Annotated in this window: 19 protein-coding genes and 2 pseudogenes; 12 read left to right on the top strand and 9 right to left on the bottom strand. The window is 67.0% G+C overall.

Annotation, left to right across the window (positions count from 1 at the left end):
• Positions 1–20 precede the first annotated feature (20 nt).
• The 8 genes and pseudogenes from AR540_RS06735 to AR540_RS26385 all read left to right on the top strand — a co-directional run.
• Positions 21–890 (top strand): transporter, encoded by an 870-nt coding sequence (locus tag AR540_RS06735; protein ID WP_059227194.1) that lies wholly within the window; start codon positions 21–23, stop codon positions 888–890.
• 116 nt (positions 891–1006) lie between these two features.
• The gene (locus AR540_RS06730; protein WP_059227191.1) at positions 1007–2521 is read left to right on the top strand and encodes an amidase; all 1515 of its coding nucleotides are present in this window, start codon (positions 1007–1009) and stop codon (positions 2519–2521) included.
• Between the two features lie 31 nt (positions 2522–2552).
• Positions 2553–3188 (top strand): nitrile hydratase subunit alpha, encoded by a 636-nt coding sequence (nthA, locus tag AR540_RS06725; protein ID WP_059227189.1) that lies wholly within the window; start codon positions 2553–2555, stop codon positions 3186–3188.
• A 16-nt stretch (positions 3189–3204) separates the two neighbouring features.
• Positions 3205–3858: a nitrile hydratase subunit beta gene (gene nthB / locus AR540_RS06720; protein WP_059227187.1), complete on the top strand. Its 654-nt coding sequence runs from the start codon at positions 3205–3207 to the stop codon at positions 3856–3858.
• Positions 3855–4274: a nitrile hydratase accessory protein gene (locus tag AR540_RS06715; RefSeq protein ID WP_059227185.1), complete on the top strand. Its 420-nt coding sequence runs from the start codon at positions 3855–3857 to the stop codon at positions 4272–4274. The genes nthB and AR540_RS06715 overlap by 4 nt, the downstream gene beginning before the upstream one ends.
• A 50-nt stretch (positions 4275–4324) precedes the next feature.
• Positions 4325–5002 (top strand): energy-coupling factor ABC transporter permease, encoded by a 678-nt coding sequence (locus AR540_RS06710; protein ID WP_059227986.1) that lies wholly within the window; start codon positions 4325–4327, stop codon positions 5000–5002.
• 61 nt (positions 5003–5063) lie between these two features.
• Positions 5064–6032 (top strand): annotated as a pseudogene (locus AR540_RS26185) (PAS domain-containing protein); the annotation flags it as partial.
• Between the two features lie 93 nt (positions 6033–6125).
• Positions 6126–6291, top strand: a pseudogene (locus tag AR540_RS26385) (methyl-accepting chemotaxis protein); the annotation flags it as partial.
• Positions 6292–6578: 287 nt separating this feature from the next.
• Here the strand turns inward: AR540_RS26385 and AR540_RS06700 are convergent.
• The 8 genes from AR540_RS06700 to AR540_RS06665 all read right to left on the bottom strand — a co-directional run bounded on the left by AR540_RS06700 (position 6579) and on the right by AR540_RS06665 (position 16207).
• Entirely contained in the window at positions 6579–7145 is a 567-nt protein-coding gene (locus AR540_RS06700) for a TetR/AcrR family transcriptional regulator (RefSeq protein ID WP_059227182.1), read from the bottom strand.
• Between the two features lie 3 nt (positions 7146–7148).
• The gene (locus tag AR540_RS06695) at positions 7149–8282 is read right to left on the bottom strand and encodes an acyl-CoA dehydrogenase family protein (RefSeq protein WP_059227180.1); all 1134 of its coding nucleotides are present in this window, start codon (positions 8280–8282) and stop codon (positions 7149–7151) included.
• A 205-nt stretch (positions 8283–8487) separates the two neighbouring features.
• On the bottom strand, positions 8488–10146 hold the full coding sequence (locus AR540_RS06690) for an AMP-binding protein (protein ID WP_059227178.1): 1659 nt from the start codon (positions 10144–10146) through the stop codon (positions 8488–8490).
• Positions 10147–10250: 104 nt separating this feature from the next.
• Entirely contained in the window at positions 10251–11279 is a 1029-nt protein-coding gene (locus AR540_RS06685) for an AraC family transcriptional regulator (protein ID WP_059227176.1), read from the bottom strand.
• A 363-nt stretch (positions 11280–11642) separates the two neighbouring features.
• Positions 11643–12788 carry a serine hydrolase domain-containing protein gene (locus AR540_RS06680; RefSeq protein WP_059227174.1) on the bottom strand — a complete coding sequence of 382 codons (1146 nt, stop codon included), beginning with the start codon at positions 12786–12788 and terminating at the stop codon, positions 11643–11645.
• A 127-nt stretch (positions 12789–12915) separates the two neighbouring features.
• Positions 12916–15060: an ATP-dependent DNA helicase DinG gene (gene dinG / locus AR540_RS06675; protein ID WP_059227173.1), complete on the bottom strand. Its 2145-nt coding sequence runs from the start codon at positions 15058–15060 to the stop codon at positions 12916–12918.
• Between the two features lie 136 nt (positions 15061–15196).
• The gene (locus AR540_RS06670; RefSeq protein ID WP_059227171.1) at positions 15197–15457 is read right to left on the bottom strand and encodes a DUF1145 domain-containing protein; all 261 of its coding nucleotides are present in this window, start codon (positions 15455–15457) and stop codon (positions 15197–15199) included.
• Between the two features lie 90 nt (positions 15458–15547).
• Positions 15548–16207 carry an OmpA family protein gene (locus AR540_RS06665; RefSeq protein ID WP_059227169.1) on the bottom strand — a complete coding sequence of 220 codons (660 nt, stop codon included), beginning with the start codon at positions 16205–16207 and terminating at the stop codon, positions 15548–15550.
• Positions 16208–16343: 136 nt separating this feature from the next.
• Between AR540_RS06665 and AR540_RS06660 the strand changes: the two genes are divergently transcribed.
• Positions 16344–16841: a DUF6231 family protein gene (locus AR540_RS06660; RefSeq protein WP_059227167.1), complete on the top strand. Its 498-nt coding sequence runs from the start codon at positions 16344–16346 to the stop codon at positions 16839–16841.
• Between the two features lies 1 nt (position 16842).
• A complete protein-coding gene (locus tag AR540_RS06655) occupies positions 16843–17316 on the top strand; it encodes a YchJ family protein (RefSeq protein WP_059227164.1) in 474 nt (157 codons plus the stop codon).
• 5 nt (positions 17317–17321) lie between these two features.
• Here AR540_RS06655 and AR540_RS06650 read toward each other — a convergent pair whose 3' ends face one another.
• The gene (locus AR540_RS06650; RefSeq protein WP_059227163.1) at positions 17322–17879 is read right to left on the bottom strand and encodes a hypothetical protein; all 558 of its coding nucleotides are present in this window, start codon (positions 17877–17879) and stop codon (positions 17322–17324) included.
• A gap of 168 nt (positions 17880–18047) precedes the next feature.
• On the opposite strand from AR540_RS06650, the gene AR540_RS06645 reads away from it, so the two are divergent.
• Together AR540_RS06645 and AR540_RS06640 are read left to right on the top strand one after the other, a co-directional pair.
• Positions 18048–18536: an LEA type 2 family protein gene (locus AR540_RS06645; protein WP_059227160.1), complete on the top strand. Its 489-nt coding sequence runs from the start codon at positions 18048–18050 to the stop codon at positions 18534–18536.
• Positions 18533–18730: an SEC-C metal-binding domain-containing protein gene (locus AR540_RS06640; RefSeq protein ID WP_058762382.1), complete on the top strand. Its 198-nt coding sequence runs from the start codon at positions 18533–18535 to the stop codon at positions 18728–18730. The genes AR540_RS06645 and AR540_RS06640 overlap by 4 nt, the downstream gene beginning before the upstream one ends.
• The last annotated feature ends 20 nt before the right edge of the window (positions 18731–18750 follow it).

Raw genomic sequence — 18750 nt, 5'->3', positions numbered from 1 at the left:
CCCGAAAAAGGAACTTCGCCATGAAAGCCGTCCGTTATTCCCTGACTCTCGCCAGCGTACTGACGTCGCTGTCCGCCACTGCGGTAGAGGTGGCACCGGGAGACTACGAACAGTATCCCAGCGGCGCCACCATTGGCGTCCTCTATTACCAGTACGCAACGACGGATGCCCTCTATGCGAAGGGACACAAGACGAGTTCGGACTTCGACCTGACGTCGAACGTGAGCATCCTGCGCCTATTGCACGTCTACCAACTGACCGACCGTATCACCGTCGACCCCCAGTTCCTGCTGCCCTTCGGCCACCTGCAAGGGCGCGGTGACGCCTCGGCGCTGGGCAGTACCACGGGTATCGGCGATCTGATCCTGACCGCGCCCATCAAGTATCGCCTGAACGACGCACGAGACACGCTCAGCGCCACCGCCTACCTCTATGTACCGGTCGGCAGCTACGACCGGAACGATGGCCTCAACTTCGGCGAGAACCGCTGGAAGGTCGACCTGCAGGCCGCCTACATCAAGCACTTCAACGAGCACTGGGCCGTCGACCTAGTCGGCGACAGCATCTGGTATGGCGACAACGATGACTACGGTAGCGCCTCGGTACGCCGCGAGCAGGACGTCTCCTACGGCGCCCAGGCCATGGTGCGTTACATGCCCGATGCGACCTCGTCGCTCGCCGTGGGCCTCGGCCACAACTGGGGTGGTGAGAACCGCATCGCTGGCGTGGACCAGGACGATCGGCAAGAGACCACCAACGCCCGCTTCACCGCCACCAAGTTCTTCACGGCGAAGGACCAGCTCCAGCTGCAGCTGGGTCGCGATCTCAAGGTGGAGAACGGGACTCGCGAGGACTTCCGTCTGAATCTGCGCTACGCCCGTGTGTTCTAGCGCCGGGCTGACGGCAACAGACGGCCCGTGCTCGCCACCACGCCAGGGTGACTGATCTCAGCCAGCCTGGCCTCAACACCCAGCCGCTTCGGTGGTTCGACAAAGGAAATCCTTCCATGGCCATAGCCCGCCCCACTCCCGCCCAACTCCAGGCCCTCGCCGGCCGCCTGCACATGCAGTTGAGCGCCGACCAGGCGCAGGATTACCTGGCGCTGATGCAGGCCAGTTTCGACGCCTACGACCTGATCGACGACCTGCCCGACGAGATACCGCCGGTGCGTTTCCCCCGTGGGGCCGGGCATCGCCCCAGCGCGGCGGCAAATCCACTCAACGCCTGGTACTACCGGGCCGAAGTCGAGGGTGCCGCCGAGGGCAAGCTGGCCGGACGCACTGTGGCGCTCAAGGACAACATCGCCCTGGCCGGGGTGCCGATGATGAACGGCTCCACCACCCTCGAAGGCTTCGTACCGAGCCATGACGCCACCGTGGTGACCCGCCTGCTGGAAGCCGGCGCCACCATCCTGGGCAAGGCCACCTGCGAACACTTCTGCCTGTCCGGCGGCAGCCACACCTCGGACCCGGCGCCGGTGCACAACCCACGCCGACATGGCTACAGTGCCGGCGGCTCTTCCTCCGGCAGCGCCGCCCTGGTGGCCGCCGGGATGGTGGACCTGGCCATCGGTGGCGACCAGGGGGGCTCCATCCGTATCCCCTCGGCCTTCTGCGGCACCTATGGCATGAAGCCTACCCATGGCCTGGTGCCCTACACCGGGGCGATGCCCATCGAGGCGACCGTGGATCACCTCGGCCCCATCACCGCCAACGTGGCCGACAACGCCCTGATGCTGGAGGTGATCGCCGGGGCCGATGGCCTCGATCCGCGCCAATATGCTCCCCAGGTGACACCCTATACCCAGGCACTGGGACGTGGGGTGGAAGGCCTGCGCATCGGGCTGCTCGGCGAGGGCTTCGAGCTGGCCAACATGGACCCACGGGTAGCGGCCAAGGTGCGTGATGCCGCCGTTCGGCTGGAAGGCCTGGGGGCCAGGATCGAGGAAGTCTCGATACCCGAGCACCTGCTGGCCGGCGCGCTCTGGCAGCCCATCGGCTGCGAGGGGCTCACCGCCCAGATGATGCATGGGAATGGCATGGGCTTTAACTGGAAGGGCCTCTACGACGTCGGCCTGCTGGATGCCCACGGCGCCTGGCGCGAACAGGCCGATGCCCTGTCGCCGACCCTCAAGCTGTGCATGTTCGTTGGTCAGTACGGGATCGAGCGCTATCGCGGGCGTTTCTATGCCAAGGCGCAGAACCTGGCCCGCCGGGCCCGGGCTGGCTACGACCGGGTGCTGGAGCGCTACGACCTGTTGCTGCTGCCCACCCTGCCCATCGTCGCCCAACCGCTGCCGGCACCGGACGCTCCCCTGGCCGAGTATGTCGCCCGTGCCTTCGAGATGATCGGCAACACCACCCCCCAAGACATCACCGGACATCCGGCCCTGTCGCTGCCCTGCGGCACCGTGGACGGCCTGCCGGTGGGCGCGATGCTGGTGGGGCGGCACTACGCCGAGAGCATCCTCTACCAGGCCGCCGCGGCCTTCGAGGCCAGCGTGGATTGGCAAACCCTGTGAGACGGATCCGTTCTACCGAGGAGGAAATCGCATGAGTCATGACCATCATCACGACCACGACCACGACCACGACCACACCGAGCCGCCGGAAGAGGTCGCGCTGCGCGTCAAGGCGCTGGAGTCGCTACTACTGGAAAAGGGCTTGATCGATCCGGTCGCCATGGACGCTTTGATCGATACCTACGAGCACCAGATTGGCCCGCGCAACGGTGCCCAGGTGGTGGCCAAGGCCTGGGCCGATCCTGAATACCGCCGCCGCTTGCTGGAGGATGCCACCGCCGCCATCGCCGAGCTGGGCTTTTCCGGCGTGCAGGGCGAGGACATGGTGGTGGTGGAGAACACTCCGGCGGTGCACAACGTGACCGTCTGCACCCTCTGCTCCTGCTATCCCTGGCCGACCCTGGGATTGCCGCCCGCCTGGTACAAGTCCGCGCCCTATCGCTCGCGCATCGTCATGGACCCGCGCGGGGTGCTGGCCGAGTTCGGTCTGAACATCGCCGCGGACCGCGAGATCCGCGTCTGGGACAGCAGCGCCGAACTGCGCTACCTGGTGCTGCCGCAGCGCCCGGAGGGCACCGCGGACTGGAGCGAGGAACAACTGGCCACCCTGGTCACCCGCGATTCCATGATCGGTACCGGGCTGGCGCTGACGCCAGCGACCGCCTAGCAGAGGAGCCTTGCCCATGAACGGTATCCACGATCTCGGCGGCATGCATGGCCTCGGTCCCGTCGCCCCGCCCGCCCACGAACCGGTGTTTCACGCCGAATGGGAGCGACGGGTATTCGCCCTCTTTCCTTCGCTGTTCGTTGGCGGCTATTTCAACGTCGACGAATTCCGCCACGCCATCGAGCGCATGGCGCCCGGCGAATACCTGGAATCGAGCTACTACGAGCACTGGCTGCACGCCTTCGAAACCCTGCTGGTGGAAAAGGGCGTAATCAGCACCGAGGAGCTGCAGGGCCTGGTACAGCCGACGCCACCGTCCCAATCCGTCACGGTGCTGACGCCCGAGCTGGTCCAGCCGGTGGTATTGGGCGGCGCCTCGGCCCGCACCACCCACGGCGAGCCGGGACGCTTCCAACGCGGCGATCAGGTGCGCACCCGCAACCTCAATCCCGCAGGCCACACCCGGCTACCGCGCTATGCCCGCGGCAAGCTCGGCACCATCGAGCGGGTGCAGGGGCTGTTCATCACGCCGGACACCGCCGCCCATGGGCTGGGCGAACAGCCGCAACAGGTCTATGCGGTGCGCTTCAGCGCCCGGGAGCTGTGGGGCAGCGAGAGCCCGGACTCCATTTGCATCGATCTCTGGGACAGCTATCTGGAGGCGGTATGACGACGCTCGTACCCGTATGGCCATTATCGCCCAGCAACGAGGGCCCGGCCTTCGACAGCCCCTGGCAGGCCCAGGCCTTTTCCCTGGTGGTCCATCTGCACCGTAGCGGGCTCTTCGCCTGGCAGGACTGGGTGGCGATCTTCAGCGCCGTGATCCAGGAGGCGCCGGCGACCCCCAGCGAAAGCGTCAACGACGCCTACTACCGGCAATGGTTGCTGGCCACGGAACGCCTGGTGGAAAGCCTGGGCCTGACCACGGCCGCGGCCATCGCCGAGCGCACCGAAGCATGGCGCCAGGCCTATCTCAATACGCCCCATGGCCAGGCGGTGGCCCTGAGCCATGCCAGCTGCCCGCCCCATGCCGAACACCACCACCACCCTCGTCGCGCGCCGGTAGCCGTCAGCCAGGCGCGCTAGCCCTCACGCCCTCAACCCTTGTGCCGCCCCTGGGCGGCCTGGAGATCGTCATGCATATCGAACCTGGACTCGTGGATGCCGGCAAGATCGGCCTGAGCTACCTGACCGCCGCCGGTGCCGGCGCCTATGGCCTGAAATTATCGGGAGAGGCGTGGCGCGAACGCGGCCTGGGCTCGCTACTGGCCCGCACCCTGGCGACCACCGCCCTGGTGTTCGCCTTCTTCGAGGTGCTCCCCCATTACCCCGTCGGCGTCTCCGAGGTCCATCTCATCCTCGGCTCGACACTGTTCCTGCTCTTCGGCGCCGCCCCCGCCGCCCTGGGCCTGGCCTTGGGCCTGTTGCTGCAGGGACTGTTCTTCGCCCCCTTCGACCTGCCGCAGTACGGCATGAACGTCACTACCCTGCTGGTGCCCCTGTTCGCTACGGCAGCGCTGGCCAAACGCCTGATCGCCCCCGGCACGCCTTACGTCGCGCTCAGGTATCGACAGGCGCTGGCGCTGTCCACCGCCTTCCAGGCCGGCATCGTCGCCTGGGTGGCCTTCTGGGCGCTCTACGGCCAGGGCTTCAGCAGCAGCAACCTGATCGCCATTTTCAGCTTCGGCGGTGCCTACCTGGGCGTCATCCTGCTCGAACCGCTGGTCGACCTGGGGGTGCTGGCTCTGGCCAGACGCGCCACCCGCCTCCACGGCCATGCCGGGCTCGAACGGCGCCTCTATCAAGCCGCCTGAACTCGGGACTACTTGCCCGGCGCCACGGTTGGCGCCGCGGCGTATCGCAAAGGAGTGATCGATGGACCTGTTCAGTCGCACCTTCAATCACCAGCTCGATCTCGTCATCGACGCCCTGGAGACTGGCACGCAGCCAGCACCGCTCGCGACGGCAAACACCCGGCTGAAGCGCCTGGAAGGTGCCCTCGCACGGCAGCTTGCCGAGCGGACCGACCTTGTCCAGCACGTCAACGACCTACAGCGGCACACCGGGCAACTGGACGACCGACTCCAGGACCTGCAACGGCAACTGTCCTTGGCCGAGCAACGCTGGCAAGGCCTGGCCCCTGCCAAGGGCGCCTGCTGGGAGTTCAGGCCGCCGCTTGCGGGTCAGACGCCAACGCTGCGCTGGTCCGCCGAGCTCCCTGGCCTGGGTGCCCTGCCGACGCGGTTGCACGCCTGGTTGGAGCTGGTCCATCCAGAGGAACGCGCGGACGTTCGCCAGGCCCTGCTCACGCCCCACGGACCGGGCGAGTTCAGCTACGCCCTGCGCCTGGCAGACGGTACCGGCGCCTATCGTGGCTTCACCCTGCACGGCCGGCGCCTGGCTGGCAGCGCCGGGCAACCGCCGCTGCTGCTGGGTACGCTGCAGGACGATCACGAGCGGCGCAGCCGCGAGCACGCCCATGCCCTGCTCGAAACACGCTTCGACATCGCCCGCGACTGCATCCAGGATGCCTTGTGGGACATCGACATCAAGAACGGCGATCCGGCCAATCCCGCCAATGTCATCTGGTTCTCCCCGCAGATGCGGCACCTGCTCGGGTACGAGTCGGTGGCGGAATTTCCCGACGTGCTCAACAGCTGGCTTTCCCATCTCCATCCGGAAGACAGCGACCGCGCCGTACAGGCCTTCGTCGATCATGTCGGCGACCGCAGCGGCAAGACGCCCTTCGACGTCTCCTATCGACTGCGGTTGCGCACGGGTGACTATCGCTGGTTCCGCGGGCGTGGTGACAGCCAGCGCGCAACGGATGGCACCGCGCTGCGCACGGTTGGCGCCATCAGCGACATCCAGAGTCAGGAAGAAGAACGCTGGTTGCGGCAGGAGTACGAACAGCAGAGCGCCGGGGCCCAGGCTACCCTGCAGCGCCTGACGGGGATCGTCAGCACCATCCAGGGCATCACCCAGCAAACCAACCTGCTCGCGCTCAATGCGGCTATCGAGGCGGCCCGGGCTGGCAGCGCCGGGCGCGGTTTCGCGGTGGTCGCCGACGAAGTGCGCAAACTGGCGATCCGGGCCAGCGAAGCCACCCGTACCGCGGTCGAGATGCTCGAAGGTCAGAAGCAGGCCAAGGCACCTGGCACAGTCCATTCCTGAAGCGGTGGCGGGAAGATCTAAGAACCTGCTCACGATCTGCTACGCGTCGGCCAAACCGCGTTGAAAATGTCCTGGGTCGCCAGCCCGGCCTAGGCGGGTCGCAATGCTCATTTACCACTGGTAAACCCGAGCGCGGGTCCGATCCGCTTCCTCAGCCCTTTTCGTGGGGCCGCCTAGGCCTTGTCTGTCTCTAGCTCGCGAGATCGTGAACAGGTTCTAGCGGCGCACTAGCGCCGCGACCAAGCCAGCCAGGGCTGCTACCTGCTCGGTAGTCGCCACGGCGGCATCGGCCTGTGACTGGGCCATGGCCCGCAATAGCTGGGCCAGGGCGCCCAGCGCCATGCCCGGGTCATGACGAACACCGCCGAGTGCCTGGCTGAAGGCCTGCACCTGCTGCTGCCGGAGCGCGCCAATGCGCGCCCGCTGCCTGGAACTCAAGTGGCGAAACTCGTGCTGCGCCACCTGGGCGGACGCCCACTGCCGCTGGACCAGCACCAGGTAATCCTCGAGCAGAGCCGAGGGTGTCAGGGCGGACCGCCGCCCCCGCCCTGCATTCCTGAACAGCTGTAGGACGTCCAGCTCGTAGTCCTCGATCAACTCGAACAGCAGGTCCTGCTTGCCTTCGAAATAGTGGTAGAGCGAGCCGGGCAGCAGGCCGACGACATTCGCCAGGCGGCGCAGGCTGACGCCGTGATAGCCGTCCCTGCTGAACAACTCCAGGGCGGCCTGACGCAGGCGCTCGCCGCTGCCGTCGCCGGCCGGGTGCGACGCGACGGCGACCACCGGCTAGTCCCCCAGATGACGCGCGATGACCAGCCGCTGGATATCGCTGGTGCCTTCGTAGATCTGGCAGATGCGGGCGTCGCGATAGATCCGCTCCAGCGGATAGTCGTTCAGGTAGCCGTAGCCGCCCAGGGTCTGCAAGGCTGCGGAACAGACCCGCTCGGCCATTTCCGAGGCGAACAGCTTGGCCATGGACGCCTCCACCAGCGCCGGCCGCCCGGCATCGCGCAGCGCTGCGGCGTGCAGCACCATCTGCCGGGCCACGGCGATCTCGGTGGCCATGTCGGCCAGGCGGAAGGCTACCGCCTGGTGCTCGACGATGGGCTTGCCGAAGGTCTGCCGCTCGTGGGCATAGCCCCTGGCATAGTCGAACGCCGCGCGGGCCATGCCGACCGCCTGGGCGGCGATGCCGATGCGCCCGCCTTCAAGGTTGGCTAGGGCGATGCGATAACCCTCGCCTTCGGCGCCCAGGCGATAGGCCGCGGGCACCCGTACGTCATCGAGCTGGATCTGGCAGGTGTCGGAAGCGTGCAGCCCGAGCTTGTGCTCGACGCGCACCACCTGGTAGCCAGGGCTGTCGGTGGGCACCAGGAAGGCGGATATGCCCTTCTTGCCCGCTGCCGGATCGGTGACCGCGAAGACCAGCACCACCCCGGCCTGGCTGCCGGAGGTGATGAATTGCTTGGCGCCGCTGATGATGTAGTGGTCGCCGTCGCGCCGCGCCCGGGTGCGCAGGTCGCTGGCATCGGAGCCCGCCTGGGGTTCGGTGAGGGCGAAGGCGCCGATCATCTCGCCACTGGCCAGGGGCGTGAGGAAGCGCGCCTTCTGCTCATCACTGCCGAAGCGGTCGATGGGCACGCAGCCCACTGAATTGTGCACGCTCATGATGGTGGAGCAGGCGCCATCACCTGCGGCGATTTCTTCCAGGGCCAGGGAATAGGCCACGTAGCCGGTATCGCAGCCGCCCCAGGTATCCGGCACCAGCATCCCCATGAAGCCCAGCTCCCCCATCTCGCGCAAGGCTTGGCGGGGAAAGCTGCCGGTGCGGTCCCAGTCGGCGGACTGCGGTTGCAAGCGCTCCTGGGCGAAGCGGCGGGCCATGTCGACGATGCCCTGTTGTTCTTCGGTGATCAGCATGGAGGGTCTCCTCGCGAGGCTAGTGTGGTGTTTCAGAAGTTCGCGCAAGAATTGGCGAGTGATTTTTTGGCGGTTCGGCGTTCCGACTTGGCCAGGCGCCGCGACGAGTCATAGCAGGGCTATGGCGAGGAGTGGCAACGCCGCCCAGGCCAAAAAAGCGCCGCCAAAATTGTGTAGGTAACTTCTGAAACACCACACTATAGGGCTAGGCACTTTGCCGGGACGGCTCGGCCCTGGCGATTTCCTGGTTGCGCAGGATGAAACGCTGCAGCTTGCCGCTGGGCGTCTTGGGTAGCTCGGTGACGAATTCGATCTCCCGCGGATAGGCGTGGGCGGCCTGGCGCTGGCGCACGTGCAGCCGCAGTTCCTCGGCCAGCGCCGGGCTCGGCGGGTAGCCGGGCTGCAGCACCACGAAGGCCTTGATGATCTCGGTGCGCTCCGGGTCCGGCTTGCCGATCACCGCCGCCTCGACCACTGCCGGATGCTCGATGAGCGCACTTTCCAGCTCGAAGGGACCGACGCGATAGCCGGAGGTGGTGATGACGTCGTCGGCGCGGCCGACGAAGCTGATGCTGCCGTCGGCATTCAGCTCGCAGGTGTCGCCGGTCAGGTAGTAGTGGTCGACGAAGGCCTGGGTCGGGCCGCCCAGGTAGCCGCCGAACCAACACAGCGGCGAGCGTTCGAGATCCAGCGCCAGGATGCCGGGGACCCCCGCCGGCACTTCCTTCCGCGTCCCCTCGTCCAGCACTACCACGCGGTGACCGGGACTGGCGAAGCCGGCCGTTCCCGGCTGTACCGGATGGCGCAGGGCGTGATGGTTGCACAGCACCATGCCCAGCTCGGTCTGGCCGTAGTGATCGTGAATGGGCGCCTGCAGTTGCTCGGCGAACCAGCGGATGACCTCCGGGTTGAGCGGTTCGCCGGCACTGCTCACCACCCGTAGCCGTCCGCGCAGACTCTTACCGACCGCCTCGCCGCCCGCGATGAGCAGGCGGTAGGCGGTGGGCGAACCGGCCAGGTTGGTGATGCCATGCTCCCGTACCAGGCGACAGGTGCTGTCCGCCGAAAAGGGGCCGTCGTAGAAGAGCGTGGGATGCCCCAGCGCCAGGGGGCCAGTGACCGCATAGTAGAGGCCATAGGCCCAGCCCGGATCGGCCAGGTTCCAGAAGGCATCGCTGGGTCGCAGGTCGACGGCCTCCGTCATATAGCCCATGAAGGCGGCGATGGCCTTGAGCGGCACCGCCAGCGGCTTGGCCGGTCCGGTGGTGCCCGAGGTACACATCAAGAGGAAGGGATCGTCTGCGGTACGCAGCACGGGCTCGAAAAGGGTCGGCTGGCGCTCCAGCTCGTGCCAAAAGCTGAAATCGCCACGCTCGATGCCCTGGCCGCGCCGCTGGCACACGGTGAGGATCATGGGGCAGCCAAGCACCTCGGCCAGCTTGCCGCGATTGCCGGCATCGGTCACCACCAGTCGCGCCTGGGAGACCGCCAGGCGGTGCTCGATGGCCTTGGGCCCGAAGGCGGTGAACAGCGGCTGATAGACCGCGCCGATCCGCCAGGTGCCGAGAATGGCGATCAGCAGCTCCGGGGTCCGCGGCAACAGGCCGGCCACCCGATCCCCCGGGCCTATGCCCTGGCTGGCGAGAAAACCGGCGAATTGCGCGGCGCGCTGCTGTAGCTCGAGGAAGGTCCAGGACTCCCGCCGGCCATCGCGGCCTTCCCAGAAGAGGGCGATCCGGCCTGGCAGCGCATGGCGATCGCAGCACTCGACGCAGGCGTTGAGGGCCGCGAGCGAGCCACTCAGGCGCGCCGCGACGGTGGCGCGGTAATCGAACCGGGCATAGACGTCGGCGTAGTCCTGCATGATCCCTTCCTCGATCTTGTTGTTATCGAACGAGATCGACTCTAGCGCGCGCCTTGCGCCAGACAATGACCTTTAGCTACAACCGGGTTGAGCGGTTTGGACAGTCAGGCCGGAACGGCACCGGCCAGGATCAGTTGGCGGTAGTGGCCGGGATTGGTCCCGGTCCATTTGCGAAAGCCCTTGTAGAAGGCGCGCACGTCGGAAAAGCCCAGGGCCTCGGCGATGTCGTCCAGGCTGCGGCTCCGATCGGCCAGCCAGGCGATGGCGCGTTCGTGGCGGACGCTGTCCTTGAGCGCCTGATAGGACTGCCCCTGCTCCGCCAGGCGGCGCCTAAGGGTGGCCGAAGACAGGTGCAGCGCCTGCGCCATGACCTCGCCGGTCGGCCACTGGTCACCGGGCAGCGCCCGCAGCCGCGCCTTGAGGCGCTCGGCGAGGCTTTCGGGGTCGCGGTAGCGCTGCAGGATGTTGTTCGGTGCCCCGGCAAGGAAGCGTGCCACGTCCGCTGGCGTCCGGCGAACCGGGGCATCGAGCACCTCGGCGGCGAAGATCAGCCGGGTCTGTGGCTGGCCGAATCTGAGATTGTCGGAAAACAGCACCCGGTAGTCGTCGGTGAAGGCCGGCTCGGGGCAGCGCAGCTCCACCGCCAACAAGGGGATGCGGCGCCCGATCAACCAGCAGGCCAGGCCATGCACGATCAGCCAGTAGGTGAAACAGGTGAAGGCCCGTGTCTGCTGTCCCTCGGGCTCGCGCAGCTGAATGGACGCCAGGCTGCGTTGGCGGACCAGGTGCGCCTCCCGCTGCTCGAAGCCAAGGTTCAGGAAGTCCAGGACCAGCTCCAGGGCGTCGCCCAGGCGGGTCTGGGTCAGGCTCAGGCGGCAGAGAAAGGCGAAGCTGCCGGAGCGCAGGCGACGCGGGTCCATGCCGAAGAATTCGTCATCGAAGCGCAGTGCCAGGCGGCGCCAGAGCCGGCCGTAGAGCGCCACCGGCACCCGTGGCTCGGCCAGGCTGGCGGGACTCAGGCCCAGTTCGATGAGCAGGTCCGCCGCCGAGCGCTCTGCGGTGACGTAGGCCGCCAGGGCCTCGTGCAGCAGTTCGGTGGCGATGGTGCCGCGCGCCAGCGCGCCAGAGGTCATGGCAGACTCCCTTCGGAAGGTTGGTGGCACCGGCGCCGCTACCCGGCCGGTCCCGACAGCCGGTCAGCTAAGCACAACCGGGCGGCTGGCGCCAAAGGTCGAGGCGACCGCCAGACCTCAGAACCTGTTCACGATCTGCTGCGCGTCGGCCAAACGGCGTTGAAATTGGCCTGGGTCGCCAGCCCGGCCTGGGCGGCCCCGTCGCCATGCTCATTTACCACTCGTAAACCCAAGCGCGGGTCCGATCCGCTTCCTCAGCCGTTTGATTCGCTAGCGCTCACCCTTCGGGCCAGCCGCTGGCTGTTACTCCCTTTGGTCGTTGCGCCTTGTTTGTCTCTAGCGCGCGAGATCGTGGAAAGGTTCTCAGAGGCAGTCCTTCACCGCCTTGGCCAGGGCCTGGGCGCGCGGGTCCATCAGCACATAGGGCCCCAGGGTGTTGGTGACGAAGCCGAAGGCCACCTCGCGCTCGGGATCGGCGAAGCCGGTCGAGCCACCTGCGCCCGGATGACCGAAGGCCTGGGGACCGAGGCCGTAGCTGGCATTGGCCTGGTCCGGCTGGTCAAGCATGAAGCCCAGGCCGAAACGGGTCGGGGTCAGCAGGGTGCGGTCCTCGCCCTGGCTGTGTTCGCGCAGGGCTTCTGCGAGGGTTTCCCACTCCAGCAGGTCGCCTGCCAGCAGCCCGGCATAAAAGCCCGCCAGGCTGCGCGCATGACCGTGACCGTTGGCCGCTGGCTGCTCGAAGCGGCGCCATTCGGGTTTGTTGGTGCTGGTGAGCACCCCGGACGGATTGCCGAAGGCCAGGGTCGGCAAGGCTGTGGGATCGCTCATGGTGGTCTTGAGCAGGCGCTGCGCCGCGGCATCGCCCAGCACGCCCTTGCCACGGACGATGTGGGCGACGCGCGGCTCTTCACTCGCCGGCAGGCCGATGTGGAAGTCCAGGTCGAGCCGTCCCGCGGTGCGCGCCACGATGGCCTCACCGGGCGCGCGACCGTCGGCGCGCCGAATCAGCTCGCCGAGCAACCAACCGAAGGTGATGGGGGCATAGCCGTGGGCGGTGCCAGGTGTCCACCAGGGCGCCTCGGCGGCGACCGCGGCGGTCATCGTGGCCCAGTCGTAGAGGGCATCGCCTGCCAGGCGCTCACGTAGCGCCGAGACACCCGAGCGATGGCTGAGCAACTGGCGCAGGGTGATCGCGGCCTTGCCGGCGGCGGCGAATTCCGGCCAGTGCTCGGCCACCGGCGCATCCAGGGCCAGCTTGCCCTCCTCCACCAGTTGCAGGGCCGCCACCGTGGTGAAGGCCTTGGTGCAGGAGAACAGGTTGAGCAGGGTGTCGGTATGCCAGGGCGTCTGGCCATCCTTGTCGGCCAGGCCACCCCAGAGATCCAGCACCGTTTCCCCGCCGACCTGGACGCACAGGGCCGCACCCCGGGTCTGGCCGGCTGCGAGCAGGTCGGCGAAGGCGTCGCGGACGGATTCGAAGCGCAGATCGTGATAGCCGTGGACGGTCATGGGGGCTCCTGAGTGGATGAGGTGTCCGGCACTAGGTTCGACGCTGATCGCGGCCATGGGCCGCTCCTACGGTCGAGACTACCTGTAGGAGCGGCCCATGGCCGCGATATACGCCTGGCGTTCAGCGCTACTGAATCTCCCGCCGAAACGGCGGCAGGGCGTTGAGAATGGCCTTGCCGTAGCGCTGGGTGACCAGGCGGCGATCCAGCAGTGAGATGGTGCCGCTGTCCTGCTCGGTACGCAGCAACCGGCCACAGGCCTGGATCAGCCGCAGCGAGGCATCGGGCACGGCGATCTCCATGAAGGGATTGCCGCCGCGCGCCTCGATCCACTCGGCCAGGGCGGCTTCCACCGGATCGTCCGGCACGGCGAAGGGGATCTTGGCGATGACCACGTGCTCGCAATAGGCACCGGGCAGGTCGACGCCCTCGGCGAAGCTGGCCAGGCCGAACAGCACGCTGGCCTCGCCGTCGTCGACGCGGCTCTTGTGCTTGTTGAGGGTCTCCTGCTTGGACAGGTTGCCCTGGATCAGCACCCGCTTGCGCCAGTCGCGTTCCAGGCCGTCGAAGACGTCCTGCATCTGCCGTCGCGAGGAAAACAGCACCAGGGCACCGCGGGCGCCTTCGAGCATGGCTGGCAATTCGCGGACGATGGCGGCGGTGTGCTCGGCGGCGTTGCGCGGATCGGCCTTCAGATCCGGCACCCGCAGCACGCCGGCTTCGGCATGACGGAACGGACTGGGTACGATGGCGGTGGCCGCCGAACGCGGCAGGCCGGATCTCATGCGGAAGCGATCGAAGGTGCCGAGGGCGGTCAGGGTCGCCGAGGTCACCAGGGCGCCGTAGGCAACGTTCCACAGGTGCCGACGCAGCATTTCCGCCGCCAGGATGGGGCTGGCGTTGACCTCGATGTCGTACAGCGACCCCGTTTCCGCCAGGGTCATCCAGCGCGCCATGGGCGGGCTGTCTTCCGGGTCTTCGCAGGTGAAGGCGGTCCACAGCTCCCAGTTGCCCTGGGCGCGGGCCAGCAGGCTGCCGAACAGCGGATACCATTCCTCGGCCTGGTAGCTGGCCAGGCCGATGCTGGACTCGCCGTCCATGGCCTGCTTGAGCATCTCGGTCAGGCGGGTGAAGAGGTCGGTGAGCTTGGCGAAGCCCTTCTTCAGCTCGATGCCCATCTCGCGCAGGTCGTCGGGGATCACACCGCCGACGAATCTGTGCCGCGGCCGCTCGCGGCCTTCCATGTCCTCGCCGGCGCGGAAATCGGCCAGGGCCTCGCAGGCGCTGAACATGAATTGCTGCTGGGTACGGATCTCCCGCGCCAGCTCCGGCACCTGCTCCACCAGGCGACCGAGATCGCCCGGCAAGGGATGCTGGGCCAGCAGCTTGGTGAGGTTCTTGGCGATCTGCTCGAGCCACTCGGCGGTGGATCTCAGCCGGGTGAAATGGGCGAAGTGGCCGATGGCCTTGTCCGGCAGGTGGTGGCCTTCGTCGAACACATAGAGGGTGTCGCGCGGATCGGGCAGGATGGCGCCGCCGCCGAGGGCCAGGTCGGCCAGCACCAGGTCGTGGTTGGTGACGATGACATCGACCTTGGTCATGCCTTCGCGTGCCTTGTAGAAGGCGCACTGCTGGAAGTTGGGGCAGTGGCGATTGGTGCACTGGCTGTGATCGGTGGTGATGCGCGACCACTGGACGTCCTCGATGGCTTCCGGCCAGCTGTCGCGATCGCCGTCCCAGCGATTGCCGGCCAGACGCTCGATCATCTTGCCGAACAGCTCGTTGGCCGATTCGTCCACGTCGATCTTGAAACCGTCCTCGGCGAACAGCTGGGCGGTGGCGTTCTGCGCCTGGCCTTCCTGCAGGAGCATGTCCAGCTTGGACAGGCAGAGGTAGCGCCCCCGACCCTTGGCCAGGGCGAAGCTGAAGGACAGCCCGCTGTTGCGCAGGATGTCCGGCAGATCCTTGTGGACGATCTGCTCCTGCAGCGCCACCGTCGCCGTGGCGATCACCAGGCGCTTGCCGGCGGCCTTGGCCGCGGGAATGGCGGCCAGGGCATAGGCCACGGTCTTGCCGGTACCGGTGCCCGCCTCCACCGCCACCACCGCCGGCTCGCCTTCGCGATGGCCTTCCTCGTCCTGGGCGATGGCACCCAGGCCCTTGGCGGTTTCCGCGATCATCAGCCGCTGGCCGTAGCGCGGCTTGAGCGACTTGGCTTCGAGGAGACGCGTGTAGGCGCCCTGGATCTGGGTCTTGAGTTCAGTGCTGAGCATGCCTGGTTCCGGGCGATGGCAAAGCAGCGCCGCGTCCGGCGGACGAGCGCTGTATGCATCTACAGTAATGGATCTTGGGCGCTATGATAACGCGCCTGTCGTCAGGATGCGCCCGGCGTTGTGCCCACAGGCCTAATCAGGCACCCGGCAACTGCGGCGGCAGGCGATGAAAGGCACCGAAGATCAACAGGCTCAGACGGTCTAGCCAGGGATGGCGGCGCAGGCGCAGGGCACGGCGGCTGGCGAAGAGTTCTCCCAGGTGCAACAGCAGCAGGGCCAGGGCGACCAGGGCGAGCAATTGGGGGAAGGGACGCGCGAGGGGCAAGGCAAGAGCGGCGGCTGCAGCGAGCCAGAACAGCAGGAGAAGGATTTTGCCGGTAAGGGACAGGGTTTTCATGGATTCCAGCAGGAGAACGAGATGGATCGGACCATAACGCCTGTGGCTGGAAAAAGTAAAGGCGGCGGACCCAAGTCCGCCGCCTTTGCATCACTCGCGGTCGATCTGGATTTCGACGCGGCGGTTCTCGGCACGCCCTTCGGCGGTCTCGTTGGTGGCGACCGGGTTGGATTCACCCAGGCCTTTCACCGAGACAATGCTGGCGGCAGGCACGCCGGCCTGGATCAGGTACTCGCTGACCGACTTGGCACGACGCTCGGACAACCGCTGGTTGTAGGCGTTGGTACCGACGCTGTCGGTATAGCCCGTGATGGACAGGCGGGTACTGGCCGCCTCGCCACGCAGACGTCCGGCGATGCCATCGAGCTGAGCCTGGTCACGCGGATTGATCTTCGCGGAGTCGAAGGCGAAGTGCAGGTCACGCGCGGTGATCACTTCCTGCTTGGGCAGCGGCGCCGGAGCGGGAGCCGGTGCGGGCGCCGGCGCCGGGGCGGGAGCGGGTTCCATGCGAGCGACCTGCTCGTTGCCCTTGCCATGTACCCAGCAATAGGCGCCGGCGGTGGTGCCGAAGCCCAGGGCCGCCATGCCCGCGACGTTGCCGTTCTGGGTGGCACCCGCCGCGCCGCCTACCAGGGCGCCAACGGCCGCACAGACGGGCCAATCGGATTTCTGTACGCCGCCCGCGCAACCGGCCAGCACAGTGCTCGCCAGAATGAGGGGTAAAGCTGTCCTTGCGATGCTCTTGCTCATGAAGGGGTCTCCTATAGACCAGGTACCGCGAGTTGTGCTCGTCTTTGGCTTTATTGCGCTGTCAGACTAATGGTGGCGTACACGTCTTGACAACGCTGGTTGCTTAGTCAACACAGATTTAATTAGGGTTCCCTTAATGGCAAATTTATTCTCGTCCCGCACGCCCCAACAGGCTCTGGCAAGCCTGTTGACGCATCATCAGCCGTCTCGCCTGCTCTGCGTGGCGCGTGCGCCCTTGCCCGCGCTGCAGGCCTATGTCGACGCCCACCCCCAATGCCGCCTGGTACAGGCCTCGGTGCCCCTGGACGATCCCGCCCTGCTGGCCGAGCGCTACGACCTGGTGATCGTCGCCGACTGTCTGGAGCACCTGCCGCTGCGCCAGGGCCGCGAGCTGCTCGGCGGCCTGCGCAATTTCAACACCTCGCGGCTGGCCGTGCTGGTGGACCTGGCGGCCAGCGAATGGCAGGCCACGGATTTCTACGCCCTTGCCCTCCAGGCCAGCGAGCGCTTCGCCCGCGACGGCCAGGTGGTCACCCTGTTCAGCTATGATCTGCACGACTACAAGCAGGTCCCTGACTGGCTCAATGCCAAGTTCTGGGCCAATCCGCAGAATTTCGGCAAGTACTGGTGGTGAGATGGATTCCTTGGCTCCCTGCCCCTGTGGCTCGGCACACGCATTGGGCGACTGTTGCGGCCGCTACCACGCCGGCATGCCAGCGCCCGATGCCGAACGGCTGATGCGCTCGCGCTACAGCGCCTACGTGCTGGGGCTGATCGACTACCTGGTGGCCACTACCGCTCCGGCGCTGCAGCAGCGGCTGGATCGGGAGGCCCTGACGGCCTGGAGCCTGGGCAGCCGCTGGCAGGGCCTGCAGGTGCTGGAGCACAGCGCCGAGCCCGGCGATCCGGCCCATGCGCGGGTCGCCTTCGTGGCGCGCTGGGAGGATGGCCGCGGCGCCCATCGGCACGAAGAGCGCTCGGGTTTCGTCCAGCGGAATGGGCGCTGGTACTTTCTCGACCCCACCGTGCGCCCCCTGCCCGGTCGCAACGACGCCTGCCTGTGCGGCAGCGGCGCCAAGTTCAAGAAGTGCTGCGCCGACTATCTCTAGCGTCGCTATTGCCTGACCAGCGTCAGGTGATCGGTATCCGGCACGGCCACCGGCAGGGCCTCGGTGGCCGGCCCAAGGTCGCTGCCCACTGGCGCCAGGCTCAGGTGAGCGGTATCGACCCGGGGAGCGGGCGCGGATTCAGCGGCGTCCTGGAGGTCGGCGCCGACCGGCGCCAGCCCGAAGTCAGGCGCCTGCACCTCGCTGAAGGCGGCCATCACCGCATCCCGTGGGGCGACATTCAGGGAGGTACGCTCGCCGGACACGGCAGCAGCCGGCGACGTGGCCGGCGTGCGCGTCTCGGCAGGTGCAGCAGGCGGCTCGCCCGTCTCGGCCATGGGCACCACCTCCACCACCGCTCCGGCCTGGGCCAGGGTGGCGCGGTAACGCTCGGCGGTGGTGGCATCCAGGCGGTTCTTGATGATCATGCGGCGACCGGAAAAGAGCACGGCGATGCGCTGTTCATCGGCCTGAAACAGGCGCATCAGATTCTGTCGCGTCTGCTGCGCGTCGGCGCCGGCGATCAGTTCACCCTGGAAGGCGATTTCGTAGAGAGCAGCGGACATGACGACCTCCTCGGTCACGGCGAGAAGCGCAGGATGCAATGCCGGGCGCGAGCGGTCCAGCCACGGCGTCGTCAGGAGCCGACGTTTTTTTGTTAGCCTGTGCCGAAGCGGCCCCGACTTGTGCAGCAAGCGGTGCTCGTTAAACTGCGTAGAAAACGGGAGTGCCGCATGCTTCGCCAGGCTTTGATTCTTACCCTGCTTGGGGTTCTGCTGAGCAGCGTCGGTGGTTGCACCTACATCGGGCGCAACTACGACGAACCCCAGGTGGAGCTCACCGGCGTGGAGCTGATCCGCGCGCGGCTGTGGAGTCAGGACTTCGTGCTGCAATTCCGCGTCCAGAATCCCAACGACCATGCCCTACCCATCCGCAGCCTGGCCTACACGGTCTACCTGAACGATCTGTTGCTGTCCCAGGGCACGGCCGGCCTGCATGCCTCGGTGCCGGCCCATGGCCAGCGCAGCTTCGCCGTGCCGGTGCAGACCAATCTGTGGCGCTACGTGAAGGACGTGGGACGCATGCTGGAAGACCCCGACCAGCCGATCAGCTATCGCCTGCGCGGCCTGATCAAGACCGGCTGGCTGTTCGGGCGCAGTGTCCATTTTTCTCGCCAGGGACAATTCGTGCCTGGCGCCTACATCCCCGGAGTCATGAAATGAATCAACACGTCCACGGTCCCGATTGCAATCACGACCACGATCACGACCATGGCCATGCACACCACGTCCACGGCCCGCATTGCAACCACGGCCACGCCCAGGAGCCGGTGCGCAATCCGCTGAAGGAGGTCGGCCGCAACGATCCCTGTCCTTGCGGCAGCGAGAAGAAGTTCAAGAAGTGCCACGGTGCCTGATCGCGCCCCGAATGACGGGT

This window comes from Pseudomonas sp. EpS/L25, assembly GCF_001512295.1.
GTDB lineage: Bacteria > Pseudomonadota > Gammaproteobacteria > Pseudomonadales > Pseudomonadaceae > Chryseomonas.
Note: the sequence above shows the minus strand (reverse complement) of the source record. Positions and strands in the feature narration are given on the sequence as shown.